We start from the raw sequence: 14,330 nt of genomic DNA, 5'->3' as shown, positions 1-14,330 counted from the left end.
TCAGGCGACATCGTCGGTGAAGGTGAGGCCGTCATCGCGAGCAAGCTCGCTCCCACAGTTTTGCGTGTCGGGCTCAAGCTTTCTTGGGCGGCGTCGGATTGGCGTCGAAGGTATGCGGCGGCGCGACTTGCAAGGTGGTGACGGAGCCCTGCGCCGAGAGCGAGTAAGTGACTTTGGAGATCAGCCTGTCGCCATCCACTTCCAGCACCGGGTCCTTGACTCTGACCAGTGTGTTGTGGCGCCACAAATCGCCATTGGCTTGCCGCCAGCCTTGCACTTGGTAAGTAGTAGTCAGGGCCTTGCCGACGCGAGTGCCGGCTTCCCAGTTGGCCCGTTGCAGCGCCAGCTCGGAGGTGATCTGCATGCCTTCATTGATCACGGTGACCCGTTTGCGCTTGAAGCCCAGGTCGGTGGACACCGCCTCGACCTCGCTGACCGCCGCCCCGCTCTTCTGGTCATTACCCTTTTGCTGGCCGATGACCCGGTATTCGGAGAACACCTGGCTGTAATCCATCGGCGCGCTGGCCGAGAGAATGTTCTTGCCCAGTTCCAGCACATCACTGGCGCGCCCACCGCTGCCCGGCCGGGCCAGTATCACCCGGCCCTGGGCATCATCGGTGGAAAACACCCGGAACAACGTCAGCAACCGGTCGATGGACTGGAAGACCGTTTCCCCCGGCACGATGGAGTGACTGCCGAGCCGGGCGGTTTCCGGAATTTCACTGGCCACATAGACCGAATACGACGACGCCAGCGCCTCGACGATGCTCAGCAACGATTGCTGGTGCCATTGGTTGGGACGGTTGGTCGCGGCGCAATCCACCAGGTCCTGGGTTTTCGAACTGCCTTCGACGCTCAGGCTGATTTGTCGCCCGTCGTAACTGATCGGCGCTTTGAACACATACCCGGTCAGTACCAGATCGTTGCCGATCCGCACCTCGCACGGCGCGCCGGGTTGAATCCGCCGAACCAGGGTCTGCCCCGGCCATTGCCAGGTGATGTCGAGTTTGAAGGTGCGGAACTGACGCTCCAGATCGGCAGTGATTTGCACACTTTTCCAACCGCCATACTCCAGACCATCAACGGTCAGGGTGACCTTGTTATCCAGTTCACTCATGGCTTACTCCCCGGAGAGTTTCAGGTCATTCGGCGGGGTGAAACCCGGATGAACAACGCCGTTGCGCTGGATCACTTCCTCCACCCGCGTCGCATCGCCCAATTGCTTGTAGGCGACGACCAGGGCCGGAAAACTCTCCTGGAACGACTTGCTCACCAGCCTGACACCCGACGATGCAACCGCCGTCAGATGCGCATTGAGCTTATGCCGCAGGTCCGTCATGGCCTGATAGTGCGCCGGATCAGCCTTGTTCGATGCTTGCCGGATCGCCTCATCGAGGGCTGCGCGCAACGCCAGCACATCGTCGGCGACCGGTACGGCCTGGCGCTGCACCGGTTGCACGGCTTGTTGCTCCAGCGACGGCGTGGAACCGAGCTTGACCACCTTGGAGGCCACCGGCATCGCGGCGACCCATTGGGCGGCGTGCACCAGCAAGGTGTCCTGCACCAGATTGGCCAGGGCCTGGGCCGCGGCGGTGGTGTCTTTGCCGGTGGTGATTTTCGGTGCATCGGTCTTGCGGATAGCTTCGACCTGCTGGGAGACCTTGGCAATCACGCCACGATAGCCGTCACGGGCAAAGTCCTTGAGTTCCTTGATGTCGCCGACCAATCCCTTGAATTCGGCTACCACTTCCTTGGGCAACTCCTTGACCGCTTTGACCAAATCGCTGATCTGCTTGTATTGATCGATCAGTGGTTGCAGCTGTTGCTGGATGACACCGTAGATGTCCTTGATGCTGTTGCGCAGGTCGGCAATGCCAATCCGCGCGGCCTTGATCAAGATCATCGCATCTTCGAAACGTGCCACCGCCGAACCCAGGAAATGGTCAGCCGATACCAACAACACTTGCTGGGTGCTGACCGTAGCCGTCGGAAACGGCAACGGTTCATCGGGGTAAAACTTCAGCGCAAACGTCACCAGCCCGCCGTCCTGGCGGGTATGGGTCATGTCGCATTCGCCGACCTTGACCTGCAGCCGTCCCAGCCAGGGGTGGACCAGTTCACCAGTGCCCTGCTCCAGCGCCTTGAGCAGCTTGTCGCGCTGTTCCAGGCAATCGGGACCGACGATGAACACCGTCAGATCGTGGATCTTCGCCTGCTGGCCAAGGTTCTCGAAAAACGGTAGGTCGCGCTGCGGATACTCGTGCAACTGGCCCTTTTTGCCGACCGGGGTTTTCGCCTGATCGACCCAGAAACCGACACCTCGAAAGGACGCCGGCAATAAACGGTCACGCCAGCTCATTGGAGCCTCCCAGGGAAAGTGAGCGGTAGCCGATGCTAGAGCTCAGCGCCAGCGCCGGTTGATTGGTTTGCGGCTGATCGGTGCGCAGGCCGGCCGGCGCGTTTTCGAAGCGCACGGTCAGGCCGCCTTCGAGTTGCGTGCGGTTGTTGGCGACAGTTTGCTGGATCAGCGCGCTGGAGTTTTGCGTCAACGAGCCCGTCAGCATCGACGGTTTTTGCGGCAAGCTGCCGGGCACCAACTCTGTATTCGACGCCGGCTCGGTGCTGGCGCCAAAGAACGCCGATGCCAGTTCACCCTTGCCTTCGGTATTGGTTTGCTTCTGCGCCTCGGTCAGGCCTTCGACCTTGCCGGTGACTTTGGCGATCACGCCCGCGAAGCCGCCTTCGAATAATTCCTTGATCGGCGCGATGACGTCCTGGAGCTTTTTCCACAGATCGCTGAACCACTCGGTGATCGGTTCCCAGTTCTTGATGATTTTCCCCAGCGGTGACCATTCGAACATCCCGTGCAGGAACTCCAGCGCCGGCGCGGCCAATACTTGCACCACGCCCCACAACGCCGAAAACACCTCGCTGATCGGTTGCCAATTGGCCGCGATCTGCGTCATCGGCGACCACTCGAACACACTGATGAAGAAATCCTTCACCACTTGCGCCGAGGCTTGCAGAGCGGTCCACAGCGGATCGAAGAACGCGCTGATGGCTCCCCAGTTGTTGATGAGCATGCCCAGCGGCGTCCAGTCGAACAGGCCTTTGAGGAAGTCGATCACCGGCACCGTCAGGGCCTTGAGCAATTCCCAGATCGCCGAGAACAGACCGGTCAACCCGGCCCAGTTGTCGATGATCATCCCGTAGGGCGTCCAGGAAAAAGCCGTTTTGAGGAAGCCCACCACCGACGCGGTCACCGCTTTTATGTCCTCCCAGATAACGGAAAAGAACCCGGCAATTGGCGTCCAATTGGCGATCATCATGCCGAGCGGCGTCCAGCTGAATACCGTGTTCAACACCGCCATGGCCTTCGTGGCGACATTTTTCACGCCGTCCCAAAGGTTGATGAAGAACGCTGAAATCGGCGTCCAGTTGCCAATGATCAAACCGGCCGCCAACGCGACGCCCATGGCAATCAGCATGATCGGATTGGTCTTGAGCACCCTGTTCATCAGGTCGAAAACCTGGGTCGCACCGGTCACGGCGGTTTGCATCGCCGAGAACGCCATGGCACCGATTGCCAGTCCTTCCACCAGTTTCGGGTTGTCGTTGAGCAAGCTGCCGATACCAGTCAACAAGGGCTCAAGACCGACCACTAGCGTGGCGACCGCCGGTGCCAGCGCGGCGTCGATGGAGGTCGAGACCTTGGCCATCGACGCGCTGAAAATATTCATGCCTTGCGCGGCGCTCTCGGGTGCGCTCGGCAGGTCAACCGCCTTGGCCGACTCACTGACCTCTGCCAATTTACCCTTGAACGCATCGGACGCCTTGATCCCCTCCACGAACGGCGTGATCACGCTACCGCCCTTGAACAGACCGCTGATATCCAGCTTGCCGAGGCCGACCTGCTCAAGGTTACTTTTGAAGCTGTCGACCTTCGAAACAAGGGCTTTGAGCTTGGGGGACAGTTCGTCGATGCCGGTCAACAGCACCGATTTTTTTATCGTGTCTTCGTCTGCCATCACTGCACCTGCTGCATCGCATTGATCCGTTGCGCGTGCTCCAGCGATTCGCGGAGCACATCCAAAGGCCTGGCCATCATCTGTTCGGGGTCAACCTTCCAGAACCAGGCCAGGTCATAGGCGACTGAAATCAGGTCGGTGATGGCTCCGACGCCGCACTCATGAAAAAACTCGCGACAGCCCAGCTCAGCGCGTTGAGGTCAGCCAGGTCCAACTGATTGACCGACGACGGCGGGATGCCGGCGCACACCGCGATGTATTTGGCCGCGACGTCCATGTCGAGGCTGACTTCTTCGCTCTTGTCGATCTTGTACGGCAGCGCCTTGATCGCTCGAACTTCCTGCACCGTCGGGCGGCGCAGGTTGAGTTCGGTCAAGGGCTCGCCGTGAGCTTCGATCGCGACTTGAAGCTTCACGGCGCCCGTCATTGCCAGGTCCCCTTGATGCCTTCGAATTTCAGTTCGATGGTGGCGTCATCGCCTTTGGAGACAGGCTCTTCAACCAGGTAGGCGCCGGCCAGTACGTAGACTTTGCCGTTGCTGAATTCGCAGGTGACGGTCATGTCGGAACCTGCGATCAGTTGCTTGAGCGGGAAGTCCGCGGTGTGCAGCGCCGTCACTTTGAACGACGGGGCAATGTCGGTTTCCTTGTAGAAACCCGGTACGACGGTTTCCCGTTTCACAGCCAGCAACGGCGCTTCGCAGCCGCCATTGATAGTCAGTTGAGCGCCGTCCACTTTGACGTAGCAGGTGCCCGCAATCAGTTGACCCATAGTGTTTCTCCCTTCAAATAAAAAGCCCACGCGAGGTGGGCTGAAATCACACAGTCAAAGGCAGCGATCAGGCTGCGTCGTCGTACTGCAGACGGAATTGGTTGAGCAGCGCGAACACGCGCAGACCGTTGATGTAATCCGGCGGGAACAGCACGTTGACCCGGCTCGGGTCCTGCACGTCGCGCTCGACGATCAAGTGCTCGGCGAACAGCTCGGCGTTTTCGACGTGGCCTTCCAGTTCGAGCTTGGCGTACTGGGCGATCAGCTCGCCGCGAATAGTGCTCGGGGTCACGATCGGCTGGCCGGCGCCGAAACGGGTGCCGTCAGAGGCCAGTTTGTGGCGACCGTATTTGCTGGTGATCACGCTTTGCAGCCGACGCACGATGAACGCCGACTGGTGCATGGTTTCGCTGTCCATGTAGGAATTGTCTGCCTGGCCGTAGGCGTTCTTCTGATAGGTGGTAATCGAACGTTGAATGCGCACGTAGCCGCCTTCGTAGTACGCGGTAGCGATCCCGTAGTTGAGCAGCGACTGACGCTCGGTCAGGGTGAAACGCTCGCTGGCCGGTGCCGGGTCGAGACCTGGCAGGCTGCCGCTTTGGGTCGGACGGCTGGCATCGGCGGAGATGAACACCGAGGTGCGCGCAGCAAGTGCAGCGGCCTGAACCCAGAACGGTTGCGGTACACCCGGTTCCAGCGCCTGAAGGGTCATGTGCTGGTCATTACGCGCTTGGCCGGCAGCGACCAAAGTACCAATGGTGCCGCGCTTGGCGCTGTAGACATGACCGAACAATTGCTTGGCCCACGACCAACGACCGGTGCTGTCATCCATGACGGCTTGCCAGGTGTTGAGGGTGCTCAGATCCGACCACGGCATGCAGATGAACTCGAACGGTTCATCGCCCAGCGCCGCTACCGCAGCGACCTGATCCGGCACACCGGCGCCGCCGGTCATGGCGGTGATGGCCGTGGTCAGGCCGGCCGGAGTTTCTTCGCCGTTGCTCTTGCCCAGGCGATTGAATTGAAGGCTGATGTCGTTACCGCTGTCGCCAGTCCATTTGGCGCTCAGGGTCACGATGCCTTCAACCGCTGCAGCGCTGACCGGTAGATCGGCCGAGGCGTTGATTTTCAGCGCCAGCGCGGTAGCAGCCTGAGCCGCCGTGGCGCCGTTGACGATGGCTGCTTGAACACGCACGCCGCCAACGTACAGGTTGAGCACACCGCTTTGAGTGGCCGCGCCGGTCAGGGTCAACACGCCTTTGCCGATGCTGCCTTCAGTGTTGTGCAGCGGCAGGCACCAGATCTCGCCAATCGGGTCGGTCTTGCGCCAGGTTTCATACATCGAAGCGAGCATCGAGCCTTGGCCGCCAATGCTTTTGGCCAGCGCCACGCTGGACACCAACACCAGTTTGCCAACCTCGGCCGGCGCAATGTTGTCGTTGACCTGAGCGACGATCAAACGGCGCATGGCCGACGACGCGCTATTGGCGGCCGAATTGTCCATCTCGGCGTAAAACAGCGGAACACGAATGTCCGCGGGGATGTTGCTGAATCCGATCGCCATTATTTGGCTCCCTGTGGTTTCGCCGCTTTCACGGCTTTGGTAGTGATATCGCCATCGGCCAGACGTCGACGCCACCAGGCGTTGTCCGGCACTTCACGGCCCTCGAGGGGCAATAGATCGCCCGCTTCCGGGTCCGGCACGGCGCGGCCTGGGGCCGGCAGCACGGTGATGCGTTTGCTCATGGGGTTACGTCTCCAGAGAAAGTCAGTTCCAGGCGTCCGTCGGGGCCTGGGCGTTTCAGATTGGGGTCCGCCGGATCGATCGCATCGACCCGCACGGTGACCCCGGTAAAGGACGACAAACCGTCCAGTTCACGTTCGTGCCAGCTCTCCGCAGGCTGACCAGGCAGATTGCGGCCGAGCTGGAACTCGGCAAAAAAGCGCAGGCGATACAGCACCCGGTTGCTGTTGATGGAAACCCGTTCGCCGCCGTCATAGGCGATGGCGTCGTAATCACTGCCGGGCTTGAAACCCACCAGCGCCCGCCACAGTTCGGCCCGCAGGTCGTGCAACAGATCCAGCGCTTTTGTAGCGTCGGTGGTGTCAAGCACCAGGGTCACTTCGAAGCGGTCGCGAATGGTCTGCCACGTAGCGTTTTGCGCCGCGTTTGCGCCCGCCAGATCGGCAATCGGCACCACGTAGGCGCAAGGAGTTGAAAACGGGGTACTGGCTTGCAGCGTTTCGAGGTCGATGCCGGCAGCCACGCGATTGGCGAGGGTTGGGCAGTGATCGCGCAGTTGGGTAATCAGTGGGGTGATCTTCATGGTGTTTTCACCGGGCAATAAAAAACCCGCTTGTTGGCGGGTTTGAGTGAAAGTTACTGGCCGTGGGAAACCCGCATCCTTGCGGGTCGGATGCCGGTCGGCACCGCTGCTCGCCATTCCATTGGGCTTGGTGTTCAGTGATCCTGGCGGGTATCTCGCGGCGGCACTTCGCAAACGCCAATCCGCTTGGCCGCCCAGCGTTCATAAAGGCCAATGGCAACATCTGCCCCGGCCATCGCCGTCAGGCAACCGAACGCGCAAGCCGTCCAGATCGACACGCCGGCGGCATACAGCAGCATGATGGCCGAGACCCCGCAGACCATGCAGGCCCCGGATCGCAGGGCCAGACGCCGCAGCAATGACCAGCCACGGGCGCCCTCCTTGTCGGCGCGCCACATTTCGCCGGACACCCCGCCCACCAGGGCGAGGACGATGACGAGCCAGATCGGCATGTCCAGCAACGCTTGTTGCTCGTTTGTCATGTCACGCCTCCCGGGGATCGATGAGATGCGCCTCTCGGAAATGAGCCGCCTGGTTTTGATCGACGAAGAACTACAGCTTTTCAACGATCACGTTGTCGATGAAAGCGAAGTTGACGTACGGGTTCTGCTCGTTGGAAAAGGCCAGGGTTGTTTGATTCGTGGTAGCAGTGAAGTCATAAGTCACGGTATTCCACTCGACGACGCCACCCTTGACCGTTGGTGTGTTGAAGAGCGCGGTCTGACCGGCCACTTTCACTTGCACGACACCATCGCCGGATCGGTTGGCGTACATCGAATTGCCCATGCTGAAAGTCAATCGGTACTTGGCCCCTATCACGGTGGCAAAGTTCTGCTGAATCCCGCCACCATTGCTGTAAACGTTGTTAGCCAGATCGACGATCACTGCGCCTTCCGCTGCCGCAGATCCAGGGATCGAAGCGCGCATGTTGAAATACTCGGCACCCGACAGAAAGGTCGTCCAGCCCGTGATGAAGTTGGCTTTCACCGTCGTGTCCAGCACGCAGCTGTCGCTGCAGCCGGGTTGTTCAAAGCTGCCGTTGACCAGGAGGTTCGCCGCGGTGGCACTGCCAGCAAGGCCGACAAGGGCCAAAGCCAACATCAGCGGGGCAATGATTTTCTTGAGTCCGTTCATGGTTTTACCTATTAAGTGGAATGTCTTGATTGCGCAACGGCCGCTGCACAGTCGATCCCCAATGGGGGGTTGATATACCTGACGGTAGGCAGGCATTCCAAAAAGCCCGGTCGCCCAGGCTTTTCAGTAATGCGGTCCTTCGCGTTGACCTTTCGACGCTACTGGCGCGGTACGGGTCCATTCAGATTGTTTTTCCGACCGCGGTCCCTGCCCGCCGGATAACTGCTTTTGGTGCTTTACGCTGCACACCCGGGTCAGTTGCCAACCCTCTGAACCGTTGAGGCCGGTTCATCGCTGCCTTTGTGGTGGAACTAAAGAGCTTCGTTTCGAGCTGCTTTGTTGAGCGGCTTGAGACAAAGAATATGCATGGATGCATATACAGTCAATGCACAAATGCATTTATTTATGCGCTTGAAATGCATTGGCGCATGAAGGTCCCGCAGGCAAAGGCGCTGACGGCTTTCGGCAGGCGAAAAAAAACCCGCTCAATGGCGGGTTTTATCTGACAGCGGTGAGGTTAACGGGCGTACATGCCCCACCAGAAGACGTGACCGAGGATGACAATCTGCTCTTCCTGGATTTCCTGGAAGGTGTAGTCCTCGTCCGGATGTTCATCGCGATTGAAGCTGCGCAGGCGTATCCCGGTAGGCAGGCGATAAAGCTGTTTCACCCGCAGCTGGCCGTTATGGTTGATGGCATAAAGGTCGCCATCCACGATATCGCCGATCCCGCACTTGCCGGCATTGACGCCGACGGTGGCGCCGTCGCGCAGTACCGGCAACATACTGTTGCCGCGCACCGTCACGCATTTGGCCTGGTCGAACTGCACGCCGTTGTGGCGCAGACTCCGCTTGCCGAAGCGCAGACTAGAGCGCTCGCTCTCTTCGATGACGAACCTTCCTGATCCTGCAGCCAATTCAACCTCGCGAAGAAAGGGGACCGATACCTCGTCATCATCGACAGGCGTATCGTCGTCCCACAGACTTATGTCCTTGAGTTCCGAATGCAATTGATCGCGCCCGGTGCTGGCTGCCGGAGCGACATCCGCACGGCCCCGCAACTGATCGGTGCTCACGGCGAAGTACTCGGCGATCTTCGAGATGTGCTTATCCGAGGGATCGACGATCTTCCCGCTGAGGATCCGCGAGAGAGTGGATTGAGGCACGCCGGTGCGACGGTGAAGCTCCGTAGGGGAGATCCCGTGCTGATCGAGCAGCGCTCTTAAGACGGTAGAAACATTGCGTTTTTGCATAAAGCGCATAGTGCTTGTTCTTTTCGTGGAAGACAAATGCCAAATTGCATAAATTGCGCATATGTCGTGCATAGACAGAAGAAATGTATCGCAGGGCTTTCATGCCTGCGTCGGGTGGACCGCCCATGTTAACCTTGCGCCCATCGCGGAAAAGCCGGGCCGATGCCCCTCCTTTGCCCTACACCTTTCAACGAATTTGCCTGATTATCCGATGAATAAAGCGCTCTCCGATCTGTCCTCCCACACGCCAATGATGCAGCAGTACTGGCGCCTGAAAAACCAGCACCCAGACCAGCTGATGTTCTACCGCATGGGCGACTTCTACGAGATCTTCTACGAAGACGCGAAGAAAGCCGCCAAATTGCTGGACATCACCCTGACCGCCCGTGGGCAGTCGGCCGGTCAGGCGATTCCGATGTGTGGGATTCCTTACCATGCCGCGGAAGGTTACCTGGCGAAACTGGTCAAGCTCGGCGAGTCGGTGGTGATCTGTGAGCAGGTCGGCGACCCGGCGACCAGCAAGGGTCCGGTGGATCGTCAGGTGGTGCGGATCATCACGCCGGGTACGGTCAGTGACGAAGCGCTGCTGGATGAGCGTCGGGACAACCTGATCGCGGCCGTGCTGGGTGACGAGCGTCTGTTCGGTCTGGCCGTGCTGGATATCACTAGCGGCAACTTCACCGTGCTGGAGATCAAGGGCTGGGAAAACCTGCTGGCGGAACTGGAGCGCGTCAATCCAGTGGAGCTGATGATCCCGGACGACTGGCCGAAGGATCTGCCGGCGGAGAAACGTCGTGGGGTTCGTCGCCGTGCGCCGTGGGATTTCGAACGTGATTCGGCGCTGAAAAGTCTTTGCCAGCAGTTTTCCACTCAGGACCTGAAAGGTTTCGGTTGCGAGAACCTGACCCTGGCCATTGGCGCCGCCGGTTGCCTGCTCAGTTACGCCAAGGAAACCCAGCGCACCGCCCTGCCCCATTTGCGCAGCCTGCGGCATGAACGCCTGGACGACACCGTGGTGCTGGACGGCGCAAGCCGTCGCAACCTGGAACTGGACACTAACCTGGCTGGCGGTCGCGACAACACGTTGCAATCGGTGGTCGATCGCTGCCAGACCGCCATGGGCAGCCGCCTGCTGACCCGCTGGTTGAACCGTCCGCTGCGGGATCTAACCGTGTTGCTGGCGCGCCAGACCTCGATCACCTGCCTGCTCGACGGTTACCGCTTCGAGAAACTGCAGCCGCAGCTCAAGGAAATCGGCGACATCGAGCGGATCCTGGCGCGGATCGGCCTGCGCAATGCCCGCCCTCGTGACCTGGCTCGCCTGCGCGATGCGCTCGGTGCATTGCCTGAGTTGCAAGTGGCAATGACTGAGCTGGAAGCTCCGCACATCATTCAACTGGCGACGACCACCAGCACCTACCCGGAACTGGCGGCGCTGCTGGAAAAAGCCATCATCGACAACCCGCCGGCCGTCATTCGTGACGGTGGCGTGTTGAAAACCGGTTACGACGCCGAGCTGGACGATTTGCAATCGCTCAGCGAAAACGCCGGGCAGTTTTTGATCGACCTCGAAGCCCGTGAGAAGGCCCGCACCGGCCTGTCTCATCTGAAAGTCGGTTACAACCGCATTCATGGCTACTTCATCGAGTTGCCAAGCAAGCAGGCTGAATCGGCGCCGGCAGACTATATCCGCCGCCAGACGTTGAAAGGTGCCGAGCGCTTCATTACGCCGGAACTGAAGGCGTTCGAAGACAAGGCACTGTCGGCGAAGAGCCGCGCCCTGGCGCGCGAGAAGATGCTCTACGAAGCACTGCTCGAAGATTTGATCGCCCAACTGCCACCGTTGCAGGACACCGCCGCGGCACTGGCCGAACTGGACGTGCTGAGCAACCTTGCCGAACGCGCGCTGAACCTCGATCTGAACTGCCCGCGCTTCGTCAGTGAGCCATGCATGCGCATCAGCCAGGGTCGTCACCCGGTGGTCGAGCAAGTACTGACCACGCCGTTCGTGGCCAACGACCTGAGCCTCGACGACAACACCCGCATGCTGGTGATCACCGGTCCGAACATGGGCGGTAAATCCACCTACATGCGCCAGACCGCTCTGATCGTGCTGCTGGCACACATCGGCAGCTTCGTGCCGGCAGCCAGTTGCGAGTTGTCTCTGGTGGACCGCATCTTTACCCGGATCGGCTCCAGCGATGACCTGGCCGGCGGGCGTTCGACCTTCATGGTCGAAATGAGCGAAACCGCGAACATTCTGCACAACGCCACCGAGCGCAGCCTGGTGCTGATGGACGAAGTCGGTCGCGGCACCAGCACCTTTGACGGTCTGTCCCTCGCGTGGGCCGCGGCTGAACGCTTGGCGCACCTGCGGGCTTACACGTTGTTCGCCACCCACTACTTTGAGCTGACGGTACTGCCTGAAGCCCAGCCGCTGGTGGCCAACGTGCACCTCAATGCCACCGAGCACAACGAGCGCATCGTGTTCCTGCATCACGTGCTGCCCGGGCCTGCCAGCCAGAGCTACGGCCTTGCGGTTGCGCAATTGGCCGGTGTGCCGAGCGATGTGATCGTGCGCGCTCGCGAACACCTGGGCCGACTGGAAGCGACCGCCCTGCCTCATGAAGTTCCCAAGACTGCCAAAGGCAAACCGGCCGCGCCGCAGCAGAGCGACATGTTCGCCAGCCTGCCGCATCCGGTGCTGGATGATCTGGCCAAACTTGATCTGGACGACATGACACCGCGTCGGGCGCTCGAAATGCTCTATACACTAAAGACACGGATCTAACGCACTTGCCTGCAAGCTGTTAGAATCTCGCGCGGTTTGGGATGCTGCTGGCTTATAGCCTGACCAGCAGACTATCGCTCCCAAACCTGGCGACCCCAACGTGAAGGGGCTCCGCTGCCGCCGCCTGAGGAGAAAATTAGAAATGACCTTCGTCGTCACCGACAACTGCATCAAGTGCAAGTACACCGACTGCGTAGAAGTCTGTCCGGTGGACTGCTTTTACGAAGGCCCGAACTTCCTGGTGATTCACCCGGATGAGTGCATCGACTGCGCACTGTGCGAACCAGAATGCCCTGCCGTGGCCATCTTCTCCGAAGATGAAGTCCCGGAAGACATGCAGGAATTTATTCAGCTGAACGTTGAGCTGGCGGAAATCTGGCCCAACATCACCGAGAAGAAAGAATCGTTGCCCGATGCCGAAGAGTGGGATGGCGTCAAAGGCAAGATCAAAGACCTCGAACGCTGATTACCCCCGCGTTCTCGAAAAGGCCCCTTGTGGGCCTTTTTGCTTTTCTGCAGGCAAAAAAAGGGGCGGTTTGACCCGCCCACATTTTTTCCCTATTCCCTGTGTTCCTTTTCATCGTCCTGATGAATCGCTTCCTGCGATGTCCTTCCCCCTCATCCTTGAAGGGCGTGTCTGTCCGTCGACACAGTTCAGATACTAGAGAGTTCCCTACCAAGAGCAATCACCCCCGTTAGCTGAAACTGGCTGTCACAAGCTATTAATCTTAAAAAATAAGCACATAAATCAATTAGTTAATCATCTATCACGTAGGAATATGTACGGCTGCCACCCCTGAAATTAGCGAACACTTACGAAAGAGTAAGCAAACACTTACAGCGAGAGACTACAAACCAGAGGTGATGACGGAGGGAAAACCCGACCTGTCTCCCAGGCAATAAAAAACCCTGAACCAGTCAGGGCTTTTTAATGCCAGCCAGCAAATTGCTTATTGAAACAGCGACTCGCTCGACAGGCCATTCTTCTCGAGAATCTCCCGAAGACGCTTCAGGCCTTCAACCTGAATCTGTCTGACCCGCTCCCGGGTCAGGCCAATCTCCAGGCCTACATCTTCAAGCGTGCTGCTCTCGTGACCGCGCAGGCCGAAGCGGCGTATCACCACTTCACGTTGCTTGTCGGTCAGCTCCGAGAGCCATTGATCGATGCTCTGGGACAGGTCGTCATCCTGCAACAGTTCACATGGATCGGTTGGACGGTCATCGGTAAGGGTGTCCAGCAGGGTTTTATCCGAATCCGGACCCAGCGAGACGTCGACCGAAGAAACCCGCTCGTTCAGGCCGAGCATGCGCTTGACCTCTCCCACTGGTTTTTCCAGCAGGTTGGCAATCTCTTCGGGTGAGGGTTCGTGATCGAGTTTTTGCGTCAGCTCCCGTGCAGCCCGCAGGTACACGTTGAGCTCTTTGACCACATGAATCGGCAACCGGATGGTCCGGGTCTGATTCATGATCGCGCGCTCGATGGTCTGACGAATCCACCAGGTCGCGTAGGTCGAAAAGCGGAAGCCGCGCTCGGGGTCGAACTTCTCTACTGCCCGGATAAGACCGAGGTTGCCCTCTTCGATCAGGTCCAGCAGCGACAGGCCACGATTGACGTAACGCCGGGCGATTTTCACCACCAGCCGCAGGTTACTTTCAATCATGCGTTTGCGCCCAGCCGGATCTCCACTTTGCGACAAACGCGCAAAATGAACTTCTTCTTCGGGGGACAGCAGAGGGGAAAAGCCAATCTCATTGAGGTACAGCTGCGTGGCATCGAGTGCACGCGTGTAGTCAATGTACTTGTGTTGCTTTAACGAGGCGGAGTGTTTGGATTTGGCACGAACGGAAGGTGGAGCAGCCCCTTCATCATTCGACATCGAATCCGTAGCGATGCCGGTCTCCATCAGGAGAACCTCATCGTCGATGTCAAACTCCGGCACTTCTTTACTGAGAGCCATTGTTATAGTCCTTTGGTGAGTTCGACCTCAGGCTCGAGCGGCGCCTCTATCCTTGGCAACGCTGGAGCC

The 14,330-nt window shown here is 59.3% G+C and carries 14 protein-coding genes; 2 read left to right on the top strand and 12 right to left on the bottom strand.

The genetic code is table 11. The annotated features are described in order from the left end of the window. Positions 1-73: 73 nt before the first annotated feature. From ACIQU2_RS16265 to ACIQU2_RS16215, 11 genes are all read right to left on the bottom strand, one after another. Positions 74-1,117: a phage baseplate assembly protein gene (locus tag ACIQU2_RS16265; protein WP_403142504.1), complete on the bottom strand. Its 1,044-nt coding sequence runs from the start codon at positions 1,115-1,117 to the stop codon at positions 74-76. A 3-nt stretch (positions 1,118-1,120) separates the two neighbouring features. Next, positions 1,121-2,359, bottom strand: coding sequence for a DNA circularization protein (locus ACIQU2_RS16260; protein ID WP_403142503.1), 1,239 nt, complete (start codon positions 2,357-2,359; stop codon positions 1,121-1,123). Continuing rightward, positions 2,346-4,028 carry a phage tail protein gene (locus tag ACIQU2_RS16255; RefSeq protein WP_403142501.1) on the bottom strand — a complete coding sequence of 561 codons (1,683 nt, stop codon included), beginning with the start codon at positions 4,026-4,028 and terminating at the stop codon, positions 2,346-2,348. Before ACIQU2_RS16255 ends, ACIQU2_RS16260 begins: the two co-directional genes overlap by 14 nt. 130 nt (positions 4,029-4,158) lie before the next feature. After that, positions 4,159-4,455, bottom strand: a complete 297-nt coding sequence (locus ACIQU2_RS16250) for a phage tail assembly protein (protein ID WP_046054588.1) — start codon at positions 4,453-4,455, stop codon at positions 4,159-4,161. Continuing rightward, positions 4,452-4,799 carry a phage tail tube protein gene (locus ACIQU2_RS16245; RefSeq protein ID WP_347803971.1) on the bottom strand — a complete coding sequence of 116 codons (348 nt, stop codon included), beginning with the start codon at positions 4,797-4,799 and terminating at the stop codon, positions 4,452-4,454. Before ACIQU2_RS16245 ends, ACIQU2_RS16250 begins: the two co-directional genes overlap by 4 nt. Before the next feature lie 67 nt (positions 4,800-4,866). Further along, positions 4,867-6,363 (bottom strand): phage tail sheath subtilisin-like domain-containing protein, encoded by a 1,497-nt coding sequence (locus ACIQU2_RS16240; RefSeq protein WP_403142497.1) that lies wholly within the window; start codon positions 6,361-6,363, stop codon positions 4,867-4,869. After that, positions 6,363-6,545 carry a DUF2635 domain-containing protein gene (locus ACIQU2_RS16235; RefSeq protein ID WP_003198311.1) on the bottom strand — a complete coding sequence of 61 codons (183 nt, stop codon included), beginning with the start codon at positions 6,543-6,545 and terminating at the stop codon, positions 6,363-6,365. The genes ACIQU2_RS16240 and ACIQU2_RS16235 overlap by 1 nt, the downstream gene beginning before the upstream one ends. Then, positions 6,542-7,126: a hypothetical protein gene (locus tag ACIQU2_RS16230; protein WP_403142493.1), complete on the bottom strand. Its 585-nt coding sequence runs from the start codon at positions 7,124-7,126 to the stop codon at positions 6,542-6,544. Before ACIQU2_RS16230 ends, ACIQU2_RS16235 begins: the two co-directional genes overlap by 4 nt. A gap of 134 nt (positions 7,127-7,260) precedes the next feature. Beyond that, positions 7,261-7,608, bottom strand: a complete 348-nt coding sequence (locus ACIQU2_RS16225) for a phage holin family protein (RefSeq protein ID WP_056739181.1) — start codon at positions 7,606-7,608, stop codon at positions 7,261-7,263. 70 nt (positions 7,609-7,678) lie between these two features. Further along, positions 7,679-8,260: a DUF642 domain-containing protein gene (locus tag ACIQU2_RS16220; RefSeq protein ID WP_129441657.1), complete on the bottom strand. Its 582-nt coding sequence runs from the start codon at positions 8,258-8,260 to the stop codon at positions 7,679-7,681. Positions 8,261-8,777: 517 nt separating this feature from the next. Then, positions 8,778-9,512, bottom strand: a complete 735-nt coding sequence (locus ACIQU2_RS16215; RefSeq protein ID WP_033053549.1) for an XRE family transcriptional regulator — start codon at positions 9,510-9,512, stop codon at positions 8,778-8,780. 211 nt (positions 9,513-9,723) lie between these two features. On the opposite strand from ACIQU2_RS16215, the gene mutS reads away from it, so the two are divergent. Together mutS and fdxA are read left to right on the top strand one after the other, a co-directional pair. Next, positions 9,724-12,303 (top strand): DNA mismatch repair protein MutS, encoded by a 2,580-nt coding sequence (gene mutS, locus ACIQU2_RS16210; protein ID WP_403142490.1) that lies wholly within the window; start codon positions 9,724-9,726, stop codon positions 12,301-12,303. 142 nt (positions 12,304-12,445) lie between these two features. Next, complete coding sequence (gene fdxA / locus ACIQU2_RS16205) at positions 12,446-12,769, top strand: ferredoxin FdxA (protein WP_003222178.1); 324 nt, start codon at positions 12,446-12,448, stop codon at positions 12,767-12,769. 484 nt (positions 12,770-13,253) lie between these two features. On the opposite strand, the gene rpoS is transcribed toward fdxA, so the two are convergent. Further along, positions 13,254-14,261 carry an RNA polymerase sigma factor RpoS gene (gene rpoS, locus ACIQU2_RS16200; protein ID WP_054047143.1) on the bottom strand — a complete coding sequence of 336 codons (1,008 nt, stop codon included), beginning with the start codon at positions 14,259-14,261 and terminating at the stop codon, positions 13,254-13,256. Between the last annotated feature and the right edge of the window lie 69 nt (positions 14,262-14,330).

This window comes from Pseudomonas sp. NPDC098740, assembly GCF_044760065.1.
GTDB classification, from domain to species: Bacteria; Pseudomonadota; Gammaproteobacteria; order Pseudomonadales; family Pseudomonadaceae; genus Aquipseudomonas; species Aquipseudomonas rossensis.
The sequence above is the reverse complement of the archived record's forward strand: the minus strand, read 5'-3'. Positions and strand labels throughout refer to the sequence as shown.

Excerpts from the sequence above, each read along its gene's own strand:
- ACIQU2_RS16265 (WP_403142504.1), bottom strand. The coding sequence starts at position 1,117 with ATGAGTGAACTGGATAACAAGGTCACCCTGACCGTTGATGGTCTGGAG.
- ACIQU2_RS16260 (WP_403142503.1), bottom strand. The coding sequence starts at position 2,359 with ATGAGCTGGCGTGACCGTTTATTGCCGGCGTCCTTTCGAGGTGTCGGT.
- ACIQU2_RS16255 (WP_403142501.1), bottom strand. The coding sequence starts at position 4,028 with ATGGCAGACGAAGACACGATAAAAAAATCGGTGCTGTTGACCGGCATC.
- ACIQU2_RS16250 (WP_046054588.1), bottom strand. The coding sequence starts at position 4,455 with ATGACGGGCGCCGTGAAGCTTCAAGTCGCGATCGAAGCTCACGGCGAG.
- ACIQU2_RS16245 (WP_347803971.1), bottom strand. The coding sequence starts at position 4,799 with ATGGGTCAACTGATTGCGGGCACCTGCTACGTCAAAGTGGACGGCGCT.
- ACIQU2_RS16240 (WP_403142497.1), bottom strand. The coding sequence starts at position 6,363 with ATGGCGATCGGATTCAGCAACATCCCCGCGGACATTCGTGTTCCGCTG.
- ACIQU2_RS16235 (WP_003198311.1), bottom strand. The coding sequence starts at position 6,545 with ATGAGCAAACGCATCACCGTGCTGCCGGCCCCAGGCCGCGCCGTGCCG.
- ACIQU2_RS16230 (WP_403142493.1), bottom strand. The coding sequence starts at position 7,126 with ATGAAGATCACCCCACTGATTACCCAACTGCGCGATCACTGCCCAACC.
- ACIQU2_RS16225 (WP_056739181.1), bottom strand. The coding sequence starts at position 7,608 with ATGACAAACGAGCAACAAGCGTTGCTGGACATGCCGATCTGGCTCGTC.
- ACIQU2_RS16220 (WP_129441657.1), bottom strand. The coding sequence starts at position 8,260 with ATGAACGGACTCAAGAAAATCATTGCCCCGCTGATGTTGGCTTTGGCC.
- ACIQU2_RS16215 (WP_033053549.1), bottom strand. The coding sequence starts at position 9,512 with ATGCAAAAACGCAATGTTTCTACCGTCTTAAGAGCGCTGCTCGATCAG.
- mutS (WP_403142490.1), top strand. The coding sequence starts at position 9,724 with ATGAATAAAGCGCTCTCCGATCTGTCCTCCCACACGCCAATGATGCAG.
- fdxA (WP_003222178.1), top strand. The coding sequence starts at position 12,446 with ATGACCTTCGTCGTCACCGACAACTGCATCAAGTGCAAGTACACCGAC.
- rpoS (WP_054047143.1), bottom strand. The coding sequence starts at position 14,261 with ATGGCTCTCAGTAAAGAAGTGCCGGAGTTTGACATCGACGATGAGGTT.